Source organism: Bacillus pumilus (assembly GCF_038738535.1).
Classification (GTDB): Bacteria; Bacillota; Bacilli; order Bacillales; family Bacillaceae; genus Bacillus.
In genome coordinates, this window is sequence record NZ_CP046128.1 from 3,031,626 (window position 1) to 3,055,687 (window position 24,062).

At 40.8% G+C, this 24,062-nt stretch carries 19 protein-coding genes; 10 read left to right on the top strand and 9 right to left on the bottom strand.

Going from position 1 to position 24,062, the window contains the following annotated elements:
- Positions 1-2: 2 nt before the first annotated feature.
- A complete protein-coding gene (gene hprK, locus GKC25_RS15550; RefSeq protein ID WP_003212943.1) occupies positions 3-935 on the bottom strand; it encodes an HPr(Ser) kinase/phosphatase in 933 nt (310 codons plus the stop codon).
- Between the two features lie 177 nt (positions 936-1,112).
- On the opposite strand from hprK, the gene nagA reads away from it, so the two are divergent.
- From nagA to GKC25_RS15565, 3 genes are read left to right on the top strand one after another with little or no spacing between them, the layout of a single operon-like run.
- Positions 1,113-2,303: an N-acetylglucosamine-6-phosphate deacetylase gene (nagA, locus tag GKC25_RS15555; protein ID WP_342689238.1), complete on the top strand. Its 1,191-nt coding sequence runs from the start codon at positions 1,113-1,115 to the stop codon at positions 2,301-2,303.
- Positions 2,303-3,028 (top strand): glucosamine-6-phosphate deaminase, encoded by a 726-nt coding sequence (gene nagB, locus GKC25_RS15560; protein ID WP_034660097.1) that lies wholly within the window; start codon positions 2,303-2,305, stop codon positions 3,026-3,028. The genes nagA and nagB overlap by 1 nt, the downstream gene beginning before the upstream one ends.
- A 24-nt stretch (positions 3,029-3,052) precedes the next feature.
- The gene (locus GKC25_RS15565; RefSeq protein WP_187704176.1) at positions 3,053-3,778 is read left to right on the top strand and encodes a GntR family transcriptional regulator; all 726 of its coding nucleotides are present in this window, start codon (positions 3,053-3,055) and stop codon (positions 3,776-3,778) included.
- A 33-nt stretch (positions 3,779-3,811) separates the two neighbouring features.
- Here GKC25_RS15565 and GKC25_RS15570 read toward each other — a convergent pair whose 3' ends face one another.
- The 5 genes from GKC25_RS15570 to GKC25_RS15590 all read right to left on the bottom strand — a co-directional run bounded on the left by GKC25_RS15570 (position 3,812) and on the right by GKC25_RS15590 (position 9,789).
- Positions 3,812-7,669, bottom strand: coding sequence for a metallophosphoesterase (locus GKC25_RS15570; RefSeq protein ID WP_342689848.1), 3,858 nt, complete (start codon positions 7,667-7,669; stop codon positions 3,812-3,814).
- A 93-nt stretch (positions 7,670-7,762) separates the two neighbouring features.
- Positions 7,763-8,149: a phage holin family protein gene (locus GKC25_RS15575; RefSeq protein WP_024423577.1), complete on the bottom strand. Its 387-nt coding sequence runs from the start codon at positions 8,147-8,149 to the stop codon at positions 7,763-7,765.
- The gene (locus GKC25_RS15580) at positions 8,150-8,344 is read right to left on the bottom strand and encodes a PspC domain-containing protein (protein ID WP_034660102.1); all 195 of its coding nucleotides are present in this window, start codon (positions 8,342-8,344) and stop codon (positions 8,150-8,152) included.
- A gap of 6 nt (positions 8,345-8,350) precedes the next feature.
- Entirely contained in the window at positions 8,351-9,442 is a 1,092-nt protein-coding gene (locus tag GKC25_RS15585; protein ID WP_034660104.1) for a DUF4097 family beta strand repeat-containing protein, read from the bottom strand.
- Between the two features lie 11 nt (positions 9,443-9,453).
- Positions 9,454-9,789 carry a DUF4870 domain-containing protein gene (locus tag GKC25_RS15590; protein ID WP_034660105.1) on the bottom strand — a complete coding sequence of 112 codons (336 nt, stop codon included), beginning with the start codon at positions 9,787-9,789 and terminating at the stop codon, positions 9,454-9,456.
- A 195-nt stretch (positions 9,790-9,984) separates the two neighbouring features.
- Between GKC25_RS15590 and GKC25_RS15595 the strand changes: the two genes are divergently transcribed.
- On the top strand, positions 9,985-10,215 hold the full coding sequence (locus GKC25_RS15595) for a hypothetical protein (RefSeq protein ID WP_034660106.1): 231 nt from the start codon (positions 9,985-9,987) through the stop codon (positions 10,213-10,215).
- Positions 10,216-10,441: 226 nt separating this feature from the next.
- Here the strand turns inward: GKC25_RS15595 and uvrA are convergent, their stop codons facing one another.
- From uvrA to GKC25_RS15610, 3 genes are all read right to left on the bottom strand, one after another.
- Positions 10,442-13,318 (bottom strand): excinuclease ABC subunit UvrA, encoded by a 2,877-nt coding sequence (gene uvrA / locus GKC25_RS15600; protein ID WP_342689849.1) that lies wholly within the window; start codon positions 13,316-13,318, stop codon positions 10,442-10,444.
- A 7-nt stretch (positions 13,319-13,325) separates the two neighbouring features.
- Positions 13,326-15,311, bottom strand: a complete 1,986-nt coding sequence (uvrB, locus tag GKC25_RS15605) for an excinuclease ABC subunit UvrB (protein WP_034660110.1) — start codon at positions 15,309-15,311, stop codon at positions 13,326-13,328.
- A 294-nt stretch (positions 15,312-15,605) separates the two neighbouring features.
- A complete protein-coding gene (locus GKC25_RS15610) occupies positions 15,606-15,851 on the bottom strand; it encodes a CsbA family protein (protein ID WP_012011392.1) in 246 nt (81 codons plus the stop codon).
- Positions 15,852-16,135: 284 nt separating this feature from the next.
- Between GKC25_RS15610 and GKC25_RS15615 the strand changes: the two genes are divergently transcribed.
- The 6 genes from GKC25_RS15615 to GKC25_RS15640 all read left to right on the top strand — a co-directional run bounded on the left by GKC25_RS15615 (position 16,136) and on the right by GKC25_RS15640 (position 24,061).
- Positions 16,136-18,667, top strand: coding sequence for a PEP/pyruvate-binding domain-containing protein (locus GKC25_RS15615; RefSeq protein WP_034660114.1), 2,532 nt, complete (start codon positions 16,136-16,138; stop codon positions 18,665-18,667).
- Between the two features lie 90 nt (positions 18,668-18,757).
- Entirely contained in the window at positions 18,758-19,330 is a 573-nt protein-coding gene (locus GKC25_RS15620; protein ID WP_034660115.1) for a TetR/AcrR family transcriptional regulator, read from the top strand.
- Positions 19,331-19,370: 40 nt separating this feature from the next.
- Positions 19,371-20,705, top strand: a complete 1,335-nt coding sequence (locus tag GKC25_RS15625) for an MFS transporter (RefSeq protein ID WP_095285737.1) — start codon at positions 19,371-19,373, stop codon at positions 20,703-20,705.
- A gap of 277 nt (positions 20,706-20,982) precedes the next feature.
- Positions 20,983-21,966: a YncE family protein gene (locus GKC25_RS15630; protein WP_034660118.1), complete on the top strand. Its 984-nt coding sequence runs from the start codon at positions 20,983-20,985 to the stop codon at positions 21,964-21,966.
- Positions 21,963-22,649: a response regulator transcription factor gene (locus tag GKC25_RS15635; protein ID WP_034660119.1), complete on the top strand. Its 687-nt coding sequence runs from the start codon at positions 21,963-21,965 to the stop codon at positions 22,647-22,649. The genes GKC25_RS15630 and GKC25_RS15635 overlap by 4 nt, the downstream gene beginning before the upstream one ends.
- Entirely contained in the window at positions 22,646-24,061 is a 1,416-nt protein-coding gene (locus GKC25_RS15640; RefSeq protein WP_034660120.1) for a HAMP domain-containing sensor histidine kinase, read from the top strand. Before GKC25_RS15635 ends, GKC25_RS15640 begins: the two co-directional genes overlap by 4 nt.
- Position 24,062: the final 1 nt, after the last annotated feature.

Genomic DNA, 24,062 nt, shown 5'->3' on the forward strand with positions numbered 1-24,062 from the left:
TCCTATTCATCCTGGCCATTGTCTTCAATGACATCGGCAAGTTTACTTGTAAATTGTTCCGCCGCATTATGTCCCATGCGTTTTAACCTGAAGTTCATCGCAGCCACCTCAATGATTACCGCTAAGTTTCGTCCTGGCCGGACAGGGATGGTCAGCTTCGGTACATCTGTATCGATGATTCGCATCTTCTCTTCTTCAAGTCCTAAACGATCGTACTGTTTGCCTTGTTCCCAAAGCTCAAGGTTCATCACAATCGTAATTCTCTTATAGCTTCTGACAGCACCGGCTCCAAATAAGGTCATCACATTAATGATGCCTAATCCACGGATTTCTAAAAGATGTTCAATCAGCTCTGGTGCGCTTCCAACTAACGTATCCTGATCCTCTTGACGGATTTCCACGCAATCGTCTGCGACCAGCCTGTGTCCCCTCTTCACTAGTTCTAAGGCTGTTTCACTTTTTCCTACTCCGCTTTTTCCAATTAACAATACACCTACACCATATACATCTACGAGCACGCCATGAATGGCGGTCGTTGGTGCAAGCTTACTTTCTAAAAAGTTGGTCAACCGACTCGAAAGTCTTGTCGTTTTTAGGCTTGATCGTAACACAGGGACGCCATTTTCATTTGAAGCTTCAATTAATTCCTTCGGCACTTCACGATCTCGTGACAAAATAATTGCAGGGGTAATATCTGTACAAAGAGACATCATTCTCTGCTTTCGTTCGCGTTCTGGGAGTTGTTCAAAAAAAGAAAGCTCTGTTTTCCCTAAAAGTTGAACTCTTTCTTTTGGGTAATATGTAAAATAACCAGCCATTTCAATACCTGGTCTGGAAAGATCACTGATTGTAATGGGACGATTAATCCCTTCTTCCCCACTTACCAGTTCAAGATGAAATTGTTCCATTATGTCCTTCGTACGAACTTTCGGCACGCTTCTTCCTCCTTTTATCACAGGCGATTCAGAAATACAGCTCTATTTTATCACTTTCAATCATGATCCCAAAACAGTATTTTATCCTGATCCTGTTTCATCTGTTTCACTGGTATAGACAACTATACTTAAAAAGGGTAAACTAAGTCAAAGACAATGACTAAAGGGGGCACAATCATGAGCAGCTCTTTATTGCTCTCCAATATTCATATTGTGACAAAGACTGAAATGATTGCAAACGGTTTTGTCGGTTTACGCGACGGCAAGATTGACTATATTTCAACATCACCACCGACAGGAAATTATGAAAAAGTATATATTTCCCGGGAAAACTTTTATTTACTTCCCGGAATGATTGATATTCACATCCATGGCGGATATGGAGCAGACATGATGGATGCGACATCAGAAGCCATGAATACACTCGCTAACAACTTACCATCAGAAGGAACGACAAGTTTTTTAGCAACAACCATCACTCAAAACCATCATGAGATAGAGCAAGCACTTAAAAATGTCTCTCAGTGGAAACATTATAATGAAGAACAAGCAGGAGTTCAGGCACAATGTTTAGGTATCCATCTTGAAGGTCCTTTTATTTCTAAAGATAAAGCAGGGGCACAGCCTGTTCAATGGATAAAGCAGCCCGATCTCCCTCTTTTTGAAAAATGGCTGGATGCTTCTCAACAGCTTATTCGAATTGTCACGTTTGCACCTGAGGAAGACCCTGACTTTGCTTTTCTTTCTCTGTTGCAAGAAAAAAACATCATTCCTTCTATTGGACATACGAATGCTCGTCATGACATGATTGAATTAGCAGCAAAGCATGGTGCACGCCATGTCACGCATCTTTATAATGCACTGAGTTCGTTTCAGCATCGTGAACCAAATGCTGTGGGAGCTGCTCTTACGAACGAGAATCTTCATACCGAGCTGATTACGGATGGAATACACTCCCATCCACTTTCCATTAAGCTTGCATATTTAGCAAAAGGAAGTGATCGTTTGATCATGATTACAGATTCGATGCGCGCAAAAGGACTCGGGAATGGGACGTACGAATTTGGCGGTCAAACAGTCACAGTCAGCGGCGAAAAAGCATTACTCTCAGATGGTACACTTGCAGGATCGATTCTGAGAATGAAAGATGGCGTCAAACGGATGAAACAGATTACACATTGTGAATGGACAGAGATAGCGAAGATGACCTCAACCAATGCAGCCATTCAGCTAGGACTTGACCAGCAGCTCGGTTCTATCGAAGTTGGAAAACAAGCAGACCTTGTGATTTGGGATGAGTCTGGCGAACTAATGATGACGATCTGCCGTGGACAAATCGTCTTTGAGAAAAAGGAGGCCAATCACTAATGAAGATCATCGAATTTGAAGATAAAGAACAATTAGGAAAAGAAGCAGCAGCCCTTATCGCACGCACAATCGCTTCTAAACCAGATGCAGTACTTGGCCTAGCAACGGGCGGTACACCTCTTGATACATATCAAGAGTTAATTCACCTTCATCAAGCACACCAATTGTCTTTCAAACAAACAAAAACAGTCAATTTAGATGAATATGCAGGACTTGATCCAGATCATGAAAATAGTTATATGACCTACATGAAACGTCATTTATTTGATCATATTGATCTCCCTCAGGATCAGTATTTCCTTCCAAATGGCGCTGCACCTGATTTAGAAAAAGAATGCTTAAGATATGATCAGCTCATTCAAGATATAGGCGGCATCGACCTTCAGCTTCTTGGAATCGGTCAAAATGGACATATCGGGTTTAACGAGCCCGGTACCCCGTTTAACTCAAAGACTCATGTCGTGCAACTAGATGAAAACACCCGGCAGGCCAATGCAAGATACTTTTCTTCTATTGATAAGGTGCCTACACATGCCATTACCATGGGCATTGCAAGCATTCTTTCAAGTAAAAAGATTCTCCTTCTTGCATCAGGAAAATCAAAAGCGAAAGTGATACAATATTTAGAACAGACTGAGATACATCCAGACTTCCCAGCATCTGCTCTGAAACTTCATGAAGATGTGACAATTTTGATTGATCGAGAAGCTGGTTCACTACGCTAAAGCTAAACACGAGAGGATTTTCACATGTTTATTGATAAGCAGTCACCTATTCCGATGTACCATCAGATTATGGAGAACTTGAAAAAACAGATTGAGGATGGAACATTAGCACCTGATACACTCATTCCTTCTGAAAGAGAATATGCCGAACGCTTTGGTATAAGTCGAATGACTGTCAGACAAGCCTTATCGAACCTTGTGAACGAAGGATATTTGTATCGACAAAAAGGAAAAGGCACCTTTGTTAGCCGAAAAAAATTTGAACAGCCGCTTCAAGGCTTAACAAGCTTTACAGAGGATATGCGCCAGCGTGGGCTTAAAGCTTCAAGCCAGCTCATTGACTTTAAAAAAACCGTATGTCCAGAGCACTTACTGCCTGTCTTACAACTGTCAAATAGCGATGCTATATTTGAACTCAAACGGATACGCCTTGCAAATGATGAACCGATGGCGATTGAAACGAGCTATATCCCTGAAGCATTTGCAGGAGATTTAACAAAGGAACATTTAACTGGCTCTATATATGAATATATAGAGACTCAAACAGGCCTTGCAATTGCTCATGCAAAACAAGAGCTTGAAGCGAATGTAGCTTCAAAGGAAGAAGCACACGTGCTGTCTATTTCAACAGGCGATCCCGTGCTCTCAATCGCAAGAACGACTTATTTTCAGAATGACATTCCATTTGAGTATGTTCTCTCCGTGTATAGAGGGGATCGTTACAAGCTCATTCATACAATGGAAAGATAAACAGTGCCCTCATAAAAGGAGGAGCACTGTTTTTTATTTCCTAAGAAATGTTGCTTCACGATCATCTTTTGTATGAATTTTCCATATAGGCGAAATTGCTTTTCCTTGAAAACGATCTTTTGCTACAGTGTACCAATAATAGTCTTCATTTGGCCTTAAGCCTTTCCACTCAAAGCTTGCTTTTTTGCCGCTTTTTACACCGCGTGCCTCTCCTATCAGGACATTTGTGTAGACATTAAGTTCAAAATAATTGGTTTTGACAGATTTCATTTTCGGCGTCAAATCCACATCAATTGAAAATTCATCCTGATCTCCATACGTTTTAGGATCATAGAAATGCTCTTGATTCATATAAGGTGAGTACGTCGTAAAATGAAGCTGGTTTTTTTCTTGATCGGCTGTTATCAGCCTCATAAACCCTTGTCCACCTTCAGGTCCTGACTGATAATCAGCGAGTATTTGATATACTTTCCGGTCTACTTTGCCATCCTGGTCATCGTCAAGCTCATCTACTTTCCTGCTTGCTCCGTGATAATGGCCGCTAAATACTGCCACAATATTGGGATGGCGTTTCACCACCTGATGGAAGATGAGGTCGCCAATCGGGCTGCGGTTGCCACTCACCAACAAATACTCATGGAAATTTAAAATGACGATGCGATCTGGATGCTCAGAAATCACACGGTTTAACCAATCAATTTCATCTTGCTTAATCCCCCAGCCCATGTATACCATCATATAATCATTGCCACCGGCAGAGATGAGATCATAATGACCTCGATTGTTTTGATAGGATTCACCATAGTAAGGTTTATTTGCAAAGCGTTTCTCCCCGAAATATTTCCCATATTCCGCATATAAGCCGTCCTTATGTCGAACATCATGATTTCCTGCTAAAACACCGTATGGAATCTGATGCTCATCTAACACACGCATAAACGTATCGGCACGATGCCATTGTTTATCCTTTGAATCATCCACAATGTCACCTGTATGGAACACATATTGAATGTTTAACTTTTCTCTCTGGTCTCGAATCCACTCGACCATTTGTTTAAAGATATGCGGATAGCTCTTTGCATAATATTGTGTGTCAGACATCCAAACCATCTTATATGGCTTTTGCGCTTTGCTGATTTCATCCTGTACAAGCAAATCAAACGTATGATTCTTCATGTACTGTCTTACTGATAGCAGTCCTTTCAGGTAAAATTCTTTTTGATCTTCAGCAAAATGATGAGTGATTTTATCCCACTTTTCTTGCTGATGATTCCATGCATACATGGTCACCTTTCTCCCTGACAATGAACTCCCTTTCCACATCGCTTCGACGACATCCTTTTCACGTACATCTTGATGAACCTTGATTTGAAAACGATGATAAGGAAAACGATGTAAATCCTTCGTTTCAACTGACTTACCATCAGCAAATGCAATGCGATTCCTTTCTTGATTAGAAAAGATCATTTCTCCTTTTTCGTTAAAGCTTTTTGGCGGTTCTGTCTCCGCTGCATATTTCAAAATCTTCATTGATGGATGCAGCGATGTATATTGATAGGCACGGTAAAAGGAGTAATCCAGCTTATCATTCGTTGGATCCTTGGTGAGCACAGTTTGCTTAGACGATTTCATTTTCGTCTTATCTGCTACTCGTTCTGGTGTCTCAGGGTGTTCATGTACCGTTTTGAATTCTTTTTTCAACGTCGACATGTTCCCTGCGGCATCTTTTGCTTTAATTGTCAACGTGTGCTCACCCGGGTTTAATTCGCTAGAGGACGTCTGATATGGCAAGGAAATTGGCTTGCCATCTACATATGCCTTCATCTCCTCTATGTCACTCCAACGATCCGTTACCTTTGCTTTTAACGTAAAGGCTCCTTTATATGGATCCTTTGTTTGAACGTTGGTCTTGATTTTCGGACCTGTGTTATCAACGTTCACATGTACAGATGCATGCTCGTCTGAGGTTTTGGCCTCAATCAAATGCGGCCCCTCTTTCAGCCTTCTTGTGTCCCACTTCATATAGGTTGAAACATAAGCTTCTTTTGGAATTTCAAATTGAAATGTTCTTACCTGTTTGGCGTTACCGCTGTCTCCCATTTTCCATTCTTTTTGCGGCTTTGCATTGATTGGAGGAATTTGTGTTCCATTCGACAGGATCATCCGGACGTTTTTTAATTCAAAATCATCGTGATTCTCTCCAGGCAGCCGATCTACTGGAGAAGACTTCGTTCCAGCATGGAAGGAGATCGTTTGGAGACCTGCTTTTTTCATCTCTGCTTCTGGTATTGGCATTGTATAGGTACGATACACTTTTGTCGAATCATCAAAAATAGAAAGTAAGTGCTTACCTATGGACACACCATTTTTAAAATATAAATTTGTCCCTTTGACATCAAATGCGATATATGGATCTGCTTCAAGGGCAGAAAATACTTGCTGATTCCGCTTTCCATCTATCAATAATTCAATGCTTTTTTTCCGATCAGACGTTGCCTTTAATGGAAATAATCCTGAAACCGTATCTCCTTCTTCTACATTGAATCGAAGACCGTGGGCTTTGCTAACCTGCTCCACATCAATCATTTTTTTCATCGTCATTGCTGTATTTTCGCCGTCTGACGCTTCAAGCTGATATTCCAATTGTTCTTTACCAATCAACTCAGGTGAGTAAATAATATGATGAAATAACCGGTCGTTATGATCTTTTTGAAGCAGTATTTCCTTGAAATCATCTTTCCGATTTGTTCGATAGCGAAGCTTGACGGTTTTGACGGCCTGATCATCCTGTACATCCGCTTTAATCTCTATGCTTTCAGTTGGTTTCACTGGTTTCCTCACTGTCATATCTTCAATCACAGGTTTATGGATATCTTGAGACATTTCTTTTTTCTCAGATGGAATTTGTGCTTTTAGCACTTTTCCAGGCGTAGGCTCTTCTTCAATTTTCGAGATCAGCTTCATTTGCGAAGTACCGTCCATTGGATATTTAAACAGCAAAGATTTATGCTCACTAAACCATGATGGCTTCAAACGAAATGCTGCTGAAGAAATCTCCTCCCCTATATTTGTTGTGATTGAAACAAGACGAGATTTAGAGTTGGACAGCCCTTTGCTCTCGATGACAGATACATGCTCTCCCTCTTTTAATTGACTTTTGTACATGGCATTGAAGTCCGCTACAGTTAAATGCTCCTGCCCTTTTTTCCTCAGCCAGAAAACATAAGGTTTTCCAGGTGAAATGGTGACTGGATTTGCGTGAAAGGAATACACATCATCCATTTCAGTTCCTTGTGCAGGATTGCGGTAGCGAAGTTGATAATGTTTAAGAGAGATTGGCTCATGTGTCGTGTTATACACCTCGATAAATTCAAATGCATCTTTGCCTTTGCGATTCTTTGAATTGACGACAATTTCCGTGATGACTAAGTCCGGAATGCGAGAAAGATCCTCTTCAAATCCATTTAAGTGTACAGATTGTTCTGCCGTTTTGATCACGGACTTTTGCGTAAGAAACTCTGTATAGTAACGAACGGTTGAATTCCATAATTGATCTGGCGGAATTTTCGCTGTAAATTCTGGCTTCATACCTGGTAACCGTTCCATTGGAAGCAAACGGTACCCCAGTTCATCACTTTGTTTATAGTACAAGTTCGCAGACAAAATTTGTTCCGGATCCGTAATAGACGCACGAAACTGGAGATCACGGCTTTTTTCCCCTAGAACTGGACGGACATCCACATGAAATCGATCAAAGATAAAAGGAGAAAAAGGCTTGTCCGGTATATTGACTTGTGTTTGAATAAAAGGCCCTGCTGAAGCAGGCTGATTGAAACAAAAAAGAATGATAAAAAAACATAAAAGCATGATTTGTCTGCTCACGTTCACCATCGTGCACCGCCTCCTTGGGATATTGTGTCTCCTGAAGGAAGTTTTTATGTCAGATGAAACGGAGAAACGATACAAAATGGTACAAAAAAACCGTTAGCTTTTTTTCGCTAACGGCTCCACAATTCCTTTTTGTATCAACAGATGGAAAATGGATAAAATGACAGCCATCCAAATGGCCGTTCCAAACCCATCAATGTTAAAACTATCACCCATAAAGCTCGATGTCATCATCAATGTGATGGCATTAATCACAAACAAGAACAATCCTAGTGAAAGGACGGTTACTGGAAGCGTTAAAATGATCAAAAACGGCTTCACTAAAATATTGAGCAAGGATAAAATGATACTTGCGACAATGGCTGCCCCAAACCCTTCAATATATACGCTTCCGAGCCCTGGCAGAATGCCTGAATCAAAATATCCAGCAATGACGATTAAAAGTAATGCATTTACTAAAATACTGACGATCCATCTAAGCATTTATTTAGTGCCTTCTTCCGGAACAACAAAATACCAGATGAAGTAGACCAGGAAGATAGGCATAAATGCTGTCAAAAATCCGATGATGACTGTTAAAATGCGAAGCAGGGATGCATCGACACTTAAGTATTCGGCAAGTCCACCAACAACACCCGCTATTTTTTTATCTGTTGCTGAACGATAAAGCTTCTTCATGTAGAATCACTCCTTGTCTGATTGGTGCTTTACTTGAATTGAACCTGTTTTTGTTTCTGCAAAAATGGATATACTGTTCACTGCCTGTTGATTGGCTTTGATCATTTTCTCTTTTTGTAATGTTTCATTTTTCTCTTTAATCATCTCTGCATCAAGCAAATCATGAGAAATAGACCCAAGATTGCTTTTCAGTTCAGCGGTCACTGCACACGCACGCGGGATCTGGACGTCCACACTGCCTGTTGTCGTTTTCGCATAAATGGAACGGCACTTTTCATCCGACAGCTGAACAGCAATGTTTCCGTTAAAGCTTTGGGCATCAATTGATTCACTTTTCCCGCGCAGGTCAATGAGCCCATTGATGGTTTCTACTTCAATCATACCACACTCGTGATCCGCCAGTTTAATTTGTCCGTTTGCTGTTTCAATTCCGACCTTTTCTGCCTGTAACGAGGCAAAAGAGACAACACCATTGGTGGTTTTCGCAGCAAGTTCTTTTGTCTTTAGCTTTTCCCCGCGAATCGGACCATTAAACAGTTTAACCTTGATTTTATCGTATTGGATACGAGGTACATATAAAGTGACATTGACTTTCATCGTCTTCTTTTCGGTCCGTATAAAAAATTTATCCCCTTCCAGGCCGCAGTCCAATTGATTGAGAAATTGCTGTCTTGCCTGCTCTCCGTCCTCTGCACGGTAGATTTTCGCATGGCACTCTGCACGAATATCCCCATCGTCCCAAGGCATCACATTGAGACTGCCGTTCGACAATTGAATATCTAAATGAGAGAGCGTGGCGTCTTTGAACTGAAAAATGTGCTCAACGTCGACCGACTGTCCAAAGTTTAAATCAAGATCTACGTCTTTCACCTTTTTCACCGCAGAATCTAACCAGCCAAACAGCTTTGCACCAAGATTTTCAGTACCATTTCCTTTGCTCTCTGTGCCAGCTTTTTCTTCATGAAAGGTGTGATTAGCTGTAGACTTTTCTAATGAAACAGACTGACTTTCTTCTAGTTTTTCAAGCAGCGTAATCGCTTCTTTTGCCGATAATGTCCCGTCTTCTACTAATTTTAAAATGCGTTCTTTTTCATTCATACAAAGCCCTCCTACGATTTGATGGATTGAAGTACTTTAATACCTTGAATGATATTCCAAATGACAGAGATCAAAAAGCCAATGGCGACTAAAAAGGACAAGATGAGCATCGTGATCACTGGAATAAGTGAGTCACTTGCCTGTGTCGCCAATAAAAATGGGATAGATCCAAAAACCAGTATCACGCACGCTGCAACTGGCAAAAGGTGTGACCACAATGCCCGCATCGCGTGCCGTTTCGTTTCCTTTTGATCAACTACAAAATATGCCACGATCGGTACAATAAACGGCATAAAAAATACACTAAAATAACAAATAGATGCAATGATCGACTGATCTCTATTCATATATTCGCTCCTTCATGATGAAAATTCCTTTCTAACTCATACGTTTATTGCGTATCAAAAGTTTCAAAATCATTCGAATTACATATGACCTTAGACACAAATTATATCTTTTTGCACCTAAGTATAGATTCTTCACGGATTACCCTTTAAAATATGTTGAAAAGATGGTGATTATCATTATAGGGGGTAATTATTTTGACAGATCATCATAATACTAACCACACGGCTCAAACGCTTTTAGACCTTATACAGAAACAGAAAAGCATGAACAGCGATATGATCAGGGAGCTTGAGACCATTCATCCGTCTCATCCAAAGTATGGTGATATCCGTTATTTAAAAGTACTGCTCGACAGCAGCAGCACACATATTTTAAAGGATTTAACGCAACTCAGTCATTTAATGCCAAAGGAAGATGCGCAATAAAAGAAAACCCCTCTTAACGAGGGGTTTCAGCGTGTAGGCAAACCCTCGCATTCTTTGTCAGGACTGCGCGCTGGTGCTCCCGAATGTCAAATTCGCTCCGCGCCAGTGCTCATCCTTCCTAGACTTCAAAGTTTTTCTATCACACTGAAAAGAAGACAAAGGGCTAAAATAAACATCATTTTAGCCCTTTGTCAACAATCTGAAACCCCTCTTAACGAGGGTTTTTTTATGATGAAGTTACACTTTCTGTTTCTTTGACCAACTGTTTCATTCGTTCACGGTCACGTTCTAAAATAGGCTTCAAGTATCGACCAGTGTAAGAAGCTTCTTCTTTTGCAATCTGCTCAGGAGTCCCAGATGCAATGATCGTTCCGCCGCCTGCACCGCCCTCTGGTCCGAGATCAACGAGGTAATCAGCAGCCTTGATAATATCAAGGTTATGCTCAATCACTAGTACCGTATCTCCGTTTTCGACCAAACGCTGAAGCACTTTTAATAAACGGGCAATATCATCCACATGCAGACCTGTTGTCGGCTCGTCTAAAATATAAAGAGACCTTCCGTTTGAACGGCGGTGAAGCTCAGATGCTAATTTCACACGCTGCGCCTCTCCCCCGGACAATGTCGTCGCAGGCTGTCCAAGTGTAATGTATCCTAGCCCAACATCAAAAATCGTTTGAAGCTTCCGCTTAATTTTCGGGATATTCTCGAAAAATTGGAGTGCGTCCTCCACAGTCATTTCAAGGACATCGGCAATGTTTTTCCCTTTATATGTGACCTCAAGTGTCTCGCGGTTATAACGTTTCCCGTGGCACACCTCACAAGGCACATACACATCAGGTAAAAAGTGCATTTCGATTTTAATAATGCCATCTCCACGACACGCCTCACAGCGTCCGCCTTTGACGTTAAAGCTGAATCTGCCTTTTTTATAGCCTCGTATCTTTGCTTCATTGGTTTGTGCAAACACATCCCGCACATCATCAAATACGCCTGTATACGTAGCTGGATTGGATCTCGGCGTACGGCCGATTGGAGATTGATCAATATCAATCACCTTATCTAAGTGATCCATTCCTTTGATCTCTTTGTGCTGTCCTGGCTTCGCCTTCGCTCTGTGCAGTTTTTGCGCAAGTGATTTTAATAGAATTTCATTCACAAGCGTACTTTTCCCTGAGCCGGACACACCGGTCACAGCTGTAAAGACGCCTAGAGGAAACTTCGCATTGACGTTTTTGAGGTTGTTTTCTTTTGCACCTTTGATCTCAATGTAGCGGCCGTCAGGCTTTCTTCTTTCGATCGGCAGCGGAATAAATTTCTCACCCGATAAATATTGTCCTGTTAAAGATTTCTTGTCCTTCATGACTTCTTCCGGCGTCCCAGCTGAAATCACTTCTCCTCCATGAACTCCTGCTCCAGGTCCAATATCAATCAAATAATCAGCGGCCAGCATCGTATCCTCATCATGCTCTACGACAATGAGGGTGTTCCCGATGTCACGCATGTTTTTCAATGTCCCGATCAACCGGTCATTATCACGCTGATGCAGACCAATGGATGGTTCATCTAATATATAAAGAACACCTGTCAGCCTTGACCCGATTTGAGTCGCCAGACGAATCCGCTGCGCCTCTCCGCCGGATAGTGTGCCCGCTGACCGGCTCAATGTGAGGTAATCTAATCCCACATTATTTAAGAAAGACAAGCGTTCTTTGATTTCACGTAAAATGAGCTGGGCAATCTGCAAATCTTTCTCAGACAACTCGATTTCACCATATAAATCAAGGGCATCAGAGACAGACAAATCAGTGATTTCTCCGATATGTTTTCCATTGATCAGAACCGCAAGCGTTTCTTTTTTCAGACGATATCCTTTACATGTCGGACATGGCTGATTAGCCATATATTTTTCCATTTGCTCACGAATATAATCAGAGCTGGTTTCCTTATAGCGTCTCTCAATGTTACGAAGAACGCCTTCAAATTCAATTTCATTTTCACGTACCTGACCAAAATCATTTTCATATTTAAAATAAATCCGTTCAGAGCCGCTGCCATATAAAATTATATCAAATAAATGCGACGGTATATCCTTCACTGGAATGTCCATGTCGATGCCGTAATGTGTACATACTGCCTCAAGAAGCTGAGGATAGTATTGTGAGCTTTGCGGCTCCCATGGGGCAATAGCATGCTGTCGTAACGTCAAATCCTTATTAGGGATGACGAGCTCAGGGTCAACTTCTAGTTTAGAGCCAAGCCCGTCACAGCTCGGGCAGGCACCGAAAGGACTATTAAATGAAAACATTCTCGGCTCAAGCTCACCAATAGAGAATCCGCAGTGCGGACAAGCATGATGTTCACTGAATAACAGCTCTTCTTGTCCAATCACGTCAATCATCACACGGCCTTCACCTAGTCGCAGCGCCGTTTCAAGGGAGTCAGACAGCCGAGCCGCAACGCCTTCCTTCACCACGATTCGGTCAATCACGACTTCAATGGAATGCTTCTTGTTCTTTTCAAGCTCGATCTCTTCTGACAGATCTTCCATCTCTCCGTCGACTCTTACTCGAACATAGCCCTGCTTTCGAATTTGATCAAGTACTTTGACATGTGTTCCTTTGCGACCAGATACAACCGGAGCAAGCACTTGCAATTTCGTTCTTTCTGGATATTCTAAAATACGATCTGTCATCTGCTCAATCGTTTGGGACGTAATTTCAATCCCATGTATCGGACAAATAGGTTTCCCGACTCGAGCATACAAGAGACGTAAATAATCATAGATTTCAGTAACGGTTCCAACCGTTGATCTAGGGTTCCGGCTCGTCGTCTTCTGGTCAATACTAATCGCCGGAGAAAGACCTTCAATGGCATCTACATCCGGTTTATCCATTTGACCGAGAAATTGGCGCGCATACGCTGAAAGAGATTCAACGTATCGGCGCTGACCCTCTGCATAAATGGTATCAAAGGCAAGAGACGATTTTCCTGAACCAGATAAACCCGTGATGACCACTAGCTGGTCACGCGGGATATTCACATCAATATTTTTAAGGTTGTGGGCTCTAGCACCTTTCACCTCTATTCGTTCCATAGCCATCAGGCAATCATCCTTCCGCTTTTAGCTCTAGCAATAGATCTCTTAATTCTGCTGCTTTTTCAAAATCAAGCGCTTTTGCTGCATCTTTCATTTCCATCTCGACCTTTTCGATCACTTTTTCTCGTTCTTTTTTGCTCATTTTTGACAGCTTTGGTGCTGCATTTGTTTCATATTCTTCCGATTCCTCATGTATCTTTGTTGCCTTAATGGCATCTCTGATTTTCTTATGGATGGTTTGCGGAGTAATCCCAAATTTCTCATTATACGCCTCTTGCTGCTCTCGTCTGCGCTTCGTTTCTTGAATCGCAATATCCATTGATTTGGTCATTTTATCTGCATACATAATGACCCGGCCTTCTGAATTTCTCGCTGCACGGCCAATCGTCTGGATGAGGGATCTTTCAGAGCGTAAAAAGCCTTCTTTATCCGCATCTAAAATCGTCACGAGCGACACCTCTGGAATATCCAGTCCTTCACGAAGAAGGTTGATTCCCACAAGCACATCATATTTTCCGAGACGTAAATCTCGAATAATCTCAATCCGCTCAAGGGTTTTAATTTCTGAATGCAGATAATTGACCTTGATTCCGATCTCTTTTAAGTAATCTGTGAGATCCTCAGACATTTTCTTCGTCAGCGTAGTCACGAGCACACGCTCATTTTTCTCAATTCGCGCATGAATTTCTCCAATTAAGTCATCAATTTGACCTTCAATCGGACGCACTTCAATGATTGGATCAAGTAAACCTGTTGGACGAATAATTTGTTCTACAACCTCTGGGGTTTTCTCAAGCTCATAAGGACCAGGAGTGGCAGATACATGCACAATATGGTTGATATGCTTTTCAAACTCATCAAAGGTGAGCGGTCTGTTATCAAGTGCTGAAGGCAGACGGAATCCGTGATCAACCAACACTTGCTTTCTTGCTTGGTCCCCGTTGTACATCGCGCGGATTTGCGGGATCGTCACGTGTGACTCATCGACAACAATCATAAAATCATCTGGGAAATAATCAAGCAATGTGTAAGGTGTTGAACCAGGAGGGCGCAAGGTCAGATGCCTTGAGTAGTTCTCGATTCCTGAACAAAAGCCCATTTCTCTCATCATCTCAAGGTCATATCTTGTCCGCTGCTCAAGGCGCTGCGCTTCTAGCAATTTTCCATTATCTCGAAGCTTTTCGAGCTGCTCCTCAAGCTCTTGTTCAATATTAATAATTGCTTTTTCCATTTTTTCTTCTCTTGTGACGAAGTGAGATGCTGGGAAAATAGCCACATGTTCACGATCACCGAGTATTTCTCCAGTCAATGCATCCACTTCACGAATACGTTCAATTTCATCACCGAAAAACTCCACTCTGATACAATGCTCATCACGTGAAGCAGGAAAAATTTCAACGACGTCTCCTCGTACTCTGAAGGTTCCGCGCTGAAAATCTATATCATTACGAGAATACTGAATGTCCACCAGCTTACGAAGAAGCTGATTGCGTTCAATCTCCATTTCAGTACGTAAAGACAGCACAAGCTCTCGGTATTCCTCTGGCGAACCTAAGCCATAAATACAGGACACACTGGCAATGATGATGACATCTCTCCGCTCAAATAACGAGGACGTAGCGGAGTGTCTCAGCTTATCAATCTCATCATTGATGCTGGCATCCTTTTCAATAAATGTATCAGTCTGAGGCACATACGCCTCTGGCTGGTAATAATCATAGTAACTCACAAAATATTCGACAGCATTATTCGGAAAGAATTCCTTGAACTCGCTGTATAGCTGACCGGCAAGTGTCTTGTTATGCGCAATGACAAGTGTCGGTTTGTTCACTTCTTTGATCAGGTTGGATACAGTAAAGGTCTTTCCCGTACCTGTAGCACCTAACAGCGTTTGATGCTGTTTCCCCTGATGGATCCCCTCAACAAGCTTTTCAATCGCCTTCGGCTGATCTCCTTGGGGCTGATAGTTAGAAACTAATTCAAAGCGGTCACTCACATCAAAGCCTCCGTTTCGTTACGAAATCTATCTAATGAATATATTATCATAAAAGAACACAAAAATACGAACTAAAGTTCGGCTCTTGCTTGATTTTTATTTCCAATACAGTCATACCCTCTCTTCAATGGCAAATAACCCTCTTACGAAAACCTTCCTTTCAGTATGGAACATTTTGGTGAGAGATATTCGATGAGCAGAAAAAGAGCACAAAAAGAAAGCTGCACTCACTAGAATTCGTAAGCACAGCTTAAAAACGTCACCTTTCGGCCTATCACGCTCTTAATGATGACATCAATGATGTTTTTCAGCCTTTTCTCTTTTTTCAATTTCTTTTTTAGCCATATACAATGCCCCAGCTACTAAAGAAATTATATCTAATCCCACAATAAAGTAGGTTTCTGTATAGCCCTTCATGTACGAGGCAAATAAAAGCGCTGCTGTTAATGCAATGCCCACATAATGATTATAAGTAACCTTTGAAAATAAAATAACGAGCAGGAAAGGAAAAACAAGTGCAAATATGGCTTTTGTAATCACAAAAACCCTCCCTCTTCTTGGTCTACTTCCTTGATTATAGTAAAGATTGGCATATTGAACAATTCACAGTTTTCAATTTCACCTATTTTTCTTTCTGTTCGGAGACTTTTGATATAGATATGGAAGGAAATTAGTGAGAATGTCCCCTTTGTAAAGATAGGTCTTTCCGTCTTTGACAGTAACATCCAATAAATCCTATGATTAAAATGATAGTGCGCACTATCATTTTAAAAACTATAGAGAGACATACAAACCATTGGCTATTTGGATAAGGGGGCATTCCCATGTATTCAGTTTTATTTCATGCGGCTGAAGAATCCGCAGCACTCGCAGGGGCAAAAGGCTTGAATTTAATTAAATTAAACAATCACGGACTGCCAGTCCCAGATGGATTTATTATCAAAACCAACAGCTTTTCCAGCTTTCTTTCATATCACAACCTGCATCCAACTGAACAAAACCTTGCTCACAAAATCAAAGAAGCATCGTTTCCTTCTCAAATGGAAGCAGAACTCCTTTCGTCCTTTCAATCATTGCGGAAGACTTATCCCTCAGTTGCAGTTCGATCCTCTTCTGTTGCTGAAGATCTCGAAGGCGCCTCATTTGCAGGACAGTACGAGACCTATTTAAATATCAAAACAAATGAAGAATTCCTACAGGCTGTCAAAGAATGCTGGTCTTCTTATTTTGCAGCGAGAGTGACAGAATATAAGGAAGAGATGGATGAAAACGGGGAAGAGATGCCGCTCATGGCTGTTGTCGTGCAAGGATTGATCCATTCTGACGTCTCCGGAGTCATCTTTAGTGAGAATCCCGTATCGGGAAAAACAAATGAAATGATGCTGACAGCAAGCTACGGACTAGGAGAAGCAATCGTCTCTGGGCTTGTGACACCAGACACATTTATTGTAAACAAAGAGACACTTTCTATTGAAAAATCACTTGGAACGAAAGAGCTGCAAATTGTTCCTTATCAAGAGGGTGTCATAGAACAAGCAGTAACGGAGGAAATGGCTGGGCAATTTTGCCTGAATGATGATCAATTAGAAGAAATGACGCAAATCACCAAACAAGTAGAAGCACTTTATGGACATGGAGTCGATATCGAATTTGGAATAACAAATGGCACATTTTATTTACTTCAAGCCAGGCCGATTACCGCAGCTCTCCCAAAAGCAGCAGATGAAACAGCAGGTGTTTCTTTTCAAATGCAGCCAGATGAGCTGCAGGATTTCTGGATCTCAATGGACGATCATATGCCGGGCCCAACAAGTCCTCTCTTCTCAAGTCTGATCATCCCAGCATTAAAAAGCGGAATGAAGAAAAATGGTGAAAAATATCAAGTACCTGATCTGAATATTAAAAATATCAAGCTTTATAGAGGCCACCTGTACTCAGCACCGTCACTGCCTGAAGCGAGTGCAGAAGCTCCTCCAGTTTTTGATGAGCGCATATTTGAGTTATTTCCGCATTTAAGTGAACGTATGTATGAGATTTTAGAGAAAAATTTCTTTCCCTTTTACGAAAAACTCGATCGCCAAATGAAGGAACCTATGACCATTGAAGAAGCCATCATCGGCTTCGAAGAATTAAAGGCTTTTTATATACAAGCCTACGATGATCATTTTGATATTGTCATACCACAAGTTATTCTATCGGCTATGATCGAAGACATGCTTGTGACATATACTGGTGATCAAACACAAGTGGTCCTGCTGCATGAGATGTTGATAGGCGTGATGAACAAATCTCTTGAAACAGACAAGAAGCTTTCTGATTTTGCAAAGAGTGTCCTTCAAGATCCTGAACTTCATCAAGCATTTATGAACAATGAAAAGGACCCAGAGCTGCTTGATGCACTCAATCACTCGGAAAAAGGCAGACACTTCATTTTGGAATTAGAGGAATTTCTTCAAGTCTATGGCTGGCGATCTGTTAAAAGTCATGACCTTACGGAAGAGACATGGGTGGAAAACCCTGAGTTTATTTTAGATATCATCAGAAACAACATTCAGTCCCAATGTGATTTTGATGAAGAATTTGTACAAGCCGTCATCAAAAGACAAGAGACATATGAACATTTTATGAGCCAAGTGAAGGATGAAGCGTTTAAAACAAAATTTGAGACACTTTATCAATTTGCCCTACAGGCCGCTAATATCCGTGATGATCATCACTTCTACATTGATGCCATGTTAGATGCTAAAGCCAGGGTATATCTATTAAAAATTGGTGAACTTCTTGTACAAAAAGGAGCGATTCCCCATCAAGAAGATCTATGGTATCTCTACGATGAGGAGGTACACACAGCGCTCACAACGTCTACAACATTCGACACGGTCATCGCACAAAGAAAAATTGAAATGAAAGAAAATGAAGCCATTCAACCACCAGCTTATATGGGCACCCCCACTGAAGCTGAATTGCAGCAAGTGGAAAGAATGCTCGGTTCATTAAGAGAAAATGAAAATAACACAAACGATATGATCTATGGAATTGGCGCATCTAGCGGTATTGTTTCTGGAAGAGTAAAAGTCATTACATGTGCTGAGGAATTCTCACAATTTCAAAAGGATGATATTTTAGTTTGCAAAACAACCACACCTTTATGGACGAGCTTATTTAGAGATGCAAAAGCAGTCATAACCGATGCTGGCGGCATTTTGTCTCATTCAGCTATTATCGCTAGAGAGTATATGATGCCAGCTGTCCTAGGTACCCGAATAGCGACTGAAACACTTCAATCCGGTGACCTTGTGACAGTAGATGGTAGCAATGGACGCATTCAGATATTAAAACAGCATTCACGTGTCTAACTTTATCGTTTTGGGTCATATTGGCGGTCATAGGTTTTATCGGTATACTTACTTTGTTGCAAACACATTCATAACCTGAGGTGAGTATGCTTGTTAAAATCTACAAATCAACGAATCATTCGCGCAACAATGGATTTATTAACTGAAAAGGGCTATCAAAAAACCACAACCAAAGAAATAGCCACAAAAGCGAATGTCAGTGAAGCGACTATTTTCCGCAACTTTAAAAACAAACGCGGCGTCATTACTGCCATTATGAAAATGAAATCGACACCGACGAAAACCTTAGAAGCAGAATTTAAAGGCGATTTATACACCGATTTAAAGTTTCTCGGTTCCTATTTCCTTGAAGATTTAACTTCAAAAAAAGAATTTATTTATATCAGCATGCGAGAACCAGCTATGTTTAAAGATTTGACCAGTCATGAAAAAATTTATCCTCAAGAACTAAGGGAAATGCTGATACAATATTTCAAAAAGATGAGTGCTCAGCATCATGTCTTAAAAGGAAAAGAAGACATTTATGCAGACATTTTCATTAGTACGTATTTCGGTTTTTTTATTCAGCAGCTAGAGCAAGACTTCCAACTCGTTTTAACACAAAAAGATGATTTTATTGAGACATACACACACATTTTCATGAGAGGAATTTCTCCCGTTTAAAGGGTGGAATTCTTCTTTTTTACAAAAGGTGGTATACACATTGAGGTTACAAAAAGAGAGCTTGATCATCTATTCTTTGTTACTTGGAGCTATACTAGTTCCGGTCAACTCAACGATGATCGCAGTCGCTCTATCATCCATATCAACTTATTATGATCAATCCATTTCAAACATTACTTGGGTTGTCACGATTTATCTTATTGTCATGGCGGTCACTCAGCCTATCGCTGGTAAGTTAGGAGATATATACGGACACCGCCGCATGTATTTAACCGGAGTGACACTCTTTTTAATCGGCTCGATTGGCTGTGCTTTAGCACCTAACCTAGCATTTCTCATCATCTTTCGATCCATTCAAGCAGCTGGCGGGGCTATTTTAACACCGAATAGCATTGCATTGATTCGTGCAACAGTATCACCCGAAAAACTGTCTAAAACAATGGGTTACTTTGGATTTGGTGCTGGTATTGGTGCTGCACTTGGGCCTTTTATTGGATCGATTCTCATTCAGAGTTTTGATTGGCATTCCATATTCTTAGTGAATATCCCATTTCTGTTTCTTACACTTGTCACCGGTATTTTACTCATTCCAAACATAAAGCATACACGCCTACAAGCAAGGGTAGATATCATCGGTTCATTTTATTTAACCATCGGAATTGCCACAATCATTCTATGCACAAAAAGCCAGTTACTAAATGAATATTTAATTTATGGCATTTTAGCATTGATTGTGATTCCTTTATTCTTTAAACATGTACGGAAAGTAAAGAATCCGATCATCGATTTGTCCCTATTTAAAAACAGTTCATTTACAAATGCGAATCTGTCGATCATGCTAAGTAATTTTGTCATGTACGCCATCCTTCTTATTATGCCGCTGTTTATGGAACAACAACTTGCCCTTTCTCATACACAAGGCGGTATGATTCTATCGGTATTTTCGCTTTGTATGTCTCTTAGCGGTTTGCTAGGGGCTAGACTTCATCCGAAAAAAGGCGCGAAAAAAATGATTCGCTTTTCATTTCTCTGCCTCACTTTATCAGGCATCATGTTAATTACATTGAGTCAGTACCCCTCCTTACCACTGCTAATCGTGACACTAATCGCAGGTGGAATTTCATCAGGGATTGGTATGACCAGTATGCAGATGGCTTCTTTAACTGCTGTTGATCAAAGCTTATCTGGTTCGGCATCTGGTATTTTCTCTACCTTTCGATACTTTGGCAGTATCATTTCATCGACATTGATTGGTATCATGAGTGGTTTCCAATCTTTATTTATTGTATTAATGGGCGCAGGAATCCTTGGTTTCCTTTTATCTCAACGCGTCAAAACAAGTTCCACCTCTCCATCATCGGGGCATTCCGCCTAATGACTCCCTGCGCTCTATGTTGATTTAGAGCGGGGGAGTTTTCATCATTTGTATCACTGTAAGCTAGAGCGGGTACAGTAATCAAATATTGAAAATCCTTTTTTAAAGATGAAAAAAAGCCATATGACTAGACAAAAAAGGAACTTTCGATCGAAATTGTCCCCGTTCACCCACCTAAAAGCTGTTTTTCATCTCTTCCAGTACTGATAACTTCGATTTTTTTTCACAATTTTTGTGGTATGCTTTTTGAAAATATAGGACGCAAAGGAGCGGAAGAATGGAACGTGCAAAATATGTTTTGATCTGTTTATCAGCTCTAATATTATTCCTGTCAGGCTGTGGCAAAGACCAGCAATTTAATCCACCTGGCAGCTCTCAATCGATCGCGGTCATCTCTCAATTAAAAAAAGCTTCCTTTTCAATAGTTGATTTACAAAAGAATAAAATGATCTCTTCCGTTGATTTAAAACATCCGCTCACTGACCTTATCCAAATCAACAAAGACGTCATCATTGCAACAAGTAAAGAAGGAGAATCGCTTATCGAAATTAATTTAAAAAAAGGTACAGCAACAGATTATATGGATGTGAATAAAGGGCTGACTTCTCTTACATATGATGCAGCTTCTCACACCTTAATTGCAGCGGATACACAGAAAAATGTCGTTTATTTTATTGATACGCAGCGTAAAAAAATAAAAGCAACTGTGAAGACCGGAAAGTTACCTTCTTCTATGACATTTTCTTCTTCAGGTACTTTATTTGTTTTAAATGCAGAAAGTCATACTGTCTCCGTCATAGATATTGAGAAGCAAAAACATATACGTACGTTCTCTGTACTTGAACGGCCTTCTGGTATTCATTTTGATGGAAAGTCCATTTGGGTCGGTGGACACGGTAAACAAGGTACCTTAAATAAAAGCATTTTTTCTTACGACCCAAAAACAGGTAAAAAGCAGCGAGAAATGAAACTAGGCGTTATGCCCGTTGCATTCTTTTCAGAGAAAAATTCTTCTACTTTATATGTACTTTGTCATGGAGATCATACGCTGTACAAAGTAGATACAGAGACAAATAAGCAGCTTGCTTCTGTTGAAACTGGTCAAAACCCGAATTATATCACCGCTGATACCACATCAATATATGTGAGTAACTTAGATGACAATTCAGTATCAATTATCGATAAACATACATTCATGATGAAAAATCGACTGAATGTCCCATCAGGACCTTATGCTATCGTGTTGGAGGAAAAGAAATGAAAGAACAAATGCATATTTTAATCGTAGACGATGAGTTCGATATGCTTGAGTTAATCGGATCCTTTTTAAAGAGACAAGGCTTTCACATCATCACAGCTAATAATGGAATGGATGCCTTACGCCAGCTTGAAAAGGAACCCGTTGACCTTGTTGTACTGGATATCATGATGCCTGATATGGATGGATTTGAAGTCTGCCAGCGTATTCGGCAAACATCTCAAATCCCCATTTTATTCTTAACAGCTAGAAGTAATGAGGAGGATCGAATTAGAGGTCTAGAAATTGGTGCGGATGACTACATCATGAAGCCTTTCAGTCTACGTGAGCTTGCAGCAAGAATTGAAACAACCTTGAGACGAATTAGAGGTCTTTCGCTAAAGCGCAGCCGAATACAGATTGGCAACATGGAGATTGATCAGGATGGCAGACAAGTCTATATCCATCAGGAGCCCATTAATTTAACTAGAAGAGAATTCGATTTACTCATGTTTCTTTTACTCAATCAAGGCCAAGTGTTTTCACGAGAACAGCTCTATCAAAAATTGTGGGAATCACACTCCACGAGCGGCTCTTTACGAACAGTCGATACACATATCAAAACGCTGCGACTGAAATTAAAGGGAGCGGAACGGCATATTAAAACCGTTTGGGGTGTCGGCTATAAGTTTGAGGAGGAAGAATGAAGCCTTTATCGATTAAAAAGAAAGTGCTCTTCTTAATCCTTGTAGTGACCGGAATCGTTGCTGCCTCAGCTCTTGCCCTTACCTATTACTTATACCAGCACTTATATATTGATAAACAGATCGATTCCTTAAGTTTACAAGGTAAAAAGCTGGCACAAATCTATCATAAACACGGGAAAGATACGTATTTTACCGATAGAATAAAATGGGCAAACGACTCAAGTCAGGCGAACATTATTTTTACAGATGACCCAATGGAGCTTTCAAGTGGTCTTCCTTTTGATACGAACACAAATGATAATCTCATTACGTTCAAGGAACGCCAAAAGCTCCTTCAAGGGGAAACCGTCGTGCTGATTAGAGAACACTCACAGTTTCATCAAGATATTCTTGGCATCGCCATCCCTGTTTTCTCAAGCAAAGATGAGCTATCGGGGACAATTTTTCTATCCATGCCCTTATCGGATGTGTATGAACCCTTTGTCCAAATCAGATTGACACTTGGCATATCCATTTTATTGATCCTGCTCCTGATTTTTTTTATCGGATATAAAAGCTCCAATAAAGTCGTGCGGACAATTAATCAAATGAAAGAAATTGCTATGGAAATGGAATCTGGTGATTTTTCAAAACGTATGGCAGTGACCAAAAACGGAGATGAGTTAAACCAGCTGAGCCGCTCCTTTAACAAACTGTCTTCTACCCTTGAAAAAGTTGAGCAGCACCGCAGGGAATTTCTTGCGAATGTCTCTCACGAACTTCGGACTCCGCTAAGTTATATGAAAGGATATGCTGAAGGAATTGAAGAAGGGATCATTGATCAAAAAAAAGGAATGCACATCATCCAGGATGAGGCCGCACGTTTAAGCCGGCTTGTGCACGATCTTTTAGACCTTGCGCAGCTAGAAGGTGATTCTTATCCACTAACGATGGAGCCAATTGTCTTTGCACAGCTGATTCATGACGTTCTTGATCAAATGGCATTTATCGCTAATCAAAAAGGCATTTATCTGAAACGAACACTTGATGAGGATTGTATTGTGTATGGCGATAGCGATCGGCTGCAACAAGTGGTTCGTAATTTACTGGACAATGCCATTCATTACACTCCCTCTGGAAAATCGATCTCGATTGAATTACTAGTTCACCAGCATATGGCTGAATTGAGAGTGACAGATGAGGGCAACGGCATTCCAAAAGAAGACCTTCCACATGTTTCAGAGCGATTTTACCGAGTAAATAAGGCACGTACGAGAAAAGATGGCGGCTCCGGTCTTGGACTAGCCATTGTCTATCAAATCATGAAAAAACATCATGGCACGTTCGATATTCAATCTGAGCCAGGATGCAGTACGACAGCCATCATTCAGCTGCCAAATACTCCGATCGATGAAGACCTGCCTACGACATAAC

Bases quoted from the DNA above. Each gene is read 5' to 3' on its own strand.
- nagB (WP_034660097.1), top strand. From the start codon at position 2,303: ATGAAGATCATCGAATTTGAAGATAAAGAACAATTAGGAAAAGAAGCA.
- GKC25_RS15580 (WP_034660102.1), bottom strand. From the start codon at position 8,344: ATGAAGAAGCTTTATCGTTCAGCAACAGATAAAAAAATAGCGGGTGTT.
- GKC25_RS15615 (WP_034660114.1), top strand. From the start codon at position 16,136: ATGTATTCAGTTTTATTTCATGCGGCTGAAGAATCCGCAGCACTCGCA.
- GKC25_RS15590 (WP_034660105.1), bottom strand. From the start codon at position 9,789: ATGAATAGAGATCAGTCGATCATTGCATCTATTTGTTATTTTAGTGTA.
- GKC25_RS15640 (WP_034660120.1), top strand. From the start codon at position 22,646: ATGAAGCCTTTATCGATTAAAAAGAAAGTGCTCTTCTTAATCCTTGTA.
- nagA (WP_342689238.1), top strand. From the start codon at position 1,113: ATGAGCAGCTCTTTATTGCTCTCCAATATTCATATTGTGACAAAGACT.
- uvrA (WP_342689849.1), bottom strand. From the start codon at position 13,318: ATGGCTATGGAACGAATAGAGGTGAAAGGTGCTAGAGCCCACAACCTT.
- GKC25_RS15630 (WP_034660118.1), top strand. From the start codon at position 20,983: ATGGAACGTGCAAAATATGTTTTGATCTGTTTATCAGCTCTAATATTA.
- GKC25_RS15635 (WP_034660119.1), top strand. From the start codon at position 21,963: ATGAAAGAACAAATGCATATTTTAATCGTAGACGATGAGTTCGATATG.
- GKC25_RS15575 (WP_024423577.1), bottom strand. From the start codon at position 8,149: ATGCTTAGATGGATCGTCAGTATTTTAGTAAATGCATTACTTTTAATC.
- GKC25_RS15565 (WP_187704176.1), top strand. From the start codon at position 3,053: ATGTTTATTGATAAGCAGTCACCTATTCCGATGTACCATCAGATTATG.
- GKC25_RS15570 (WP_342689848.1), bottom strand. From the start codon at position 7,669: ATGGTGAACGTGAGCAGACAAATCATGCTTTTATGTTTTTTTATCATT.
- GKC25_RS15585 (WP_034660104.1), bottom strand. From the start codon at position 9,442: ATGAATGAAAAAGAACGCATTTTAAAATTAGTAGAAGACGGGACATTA.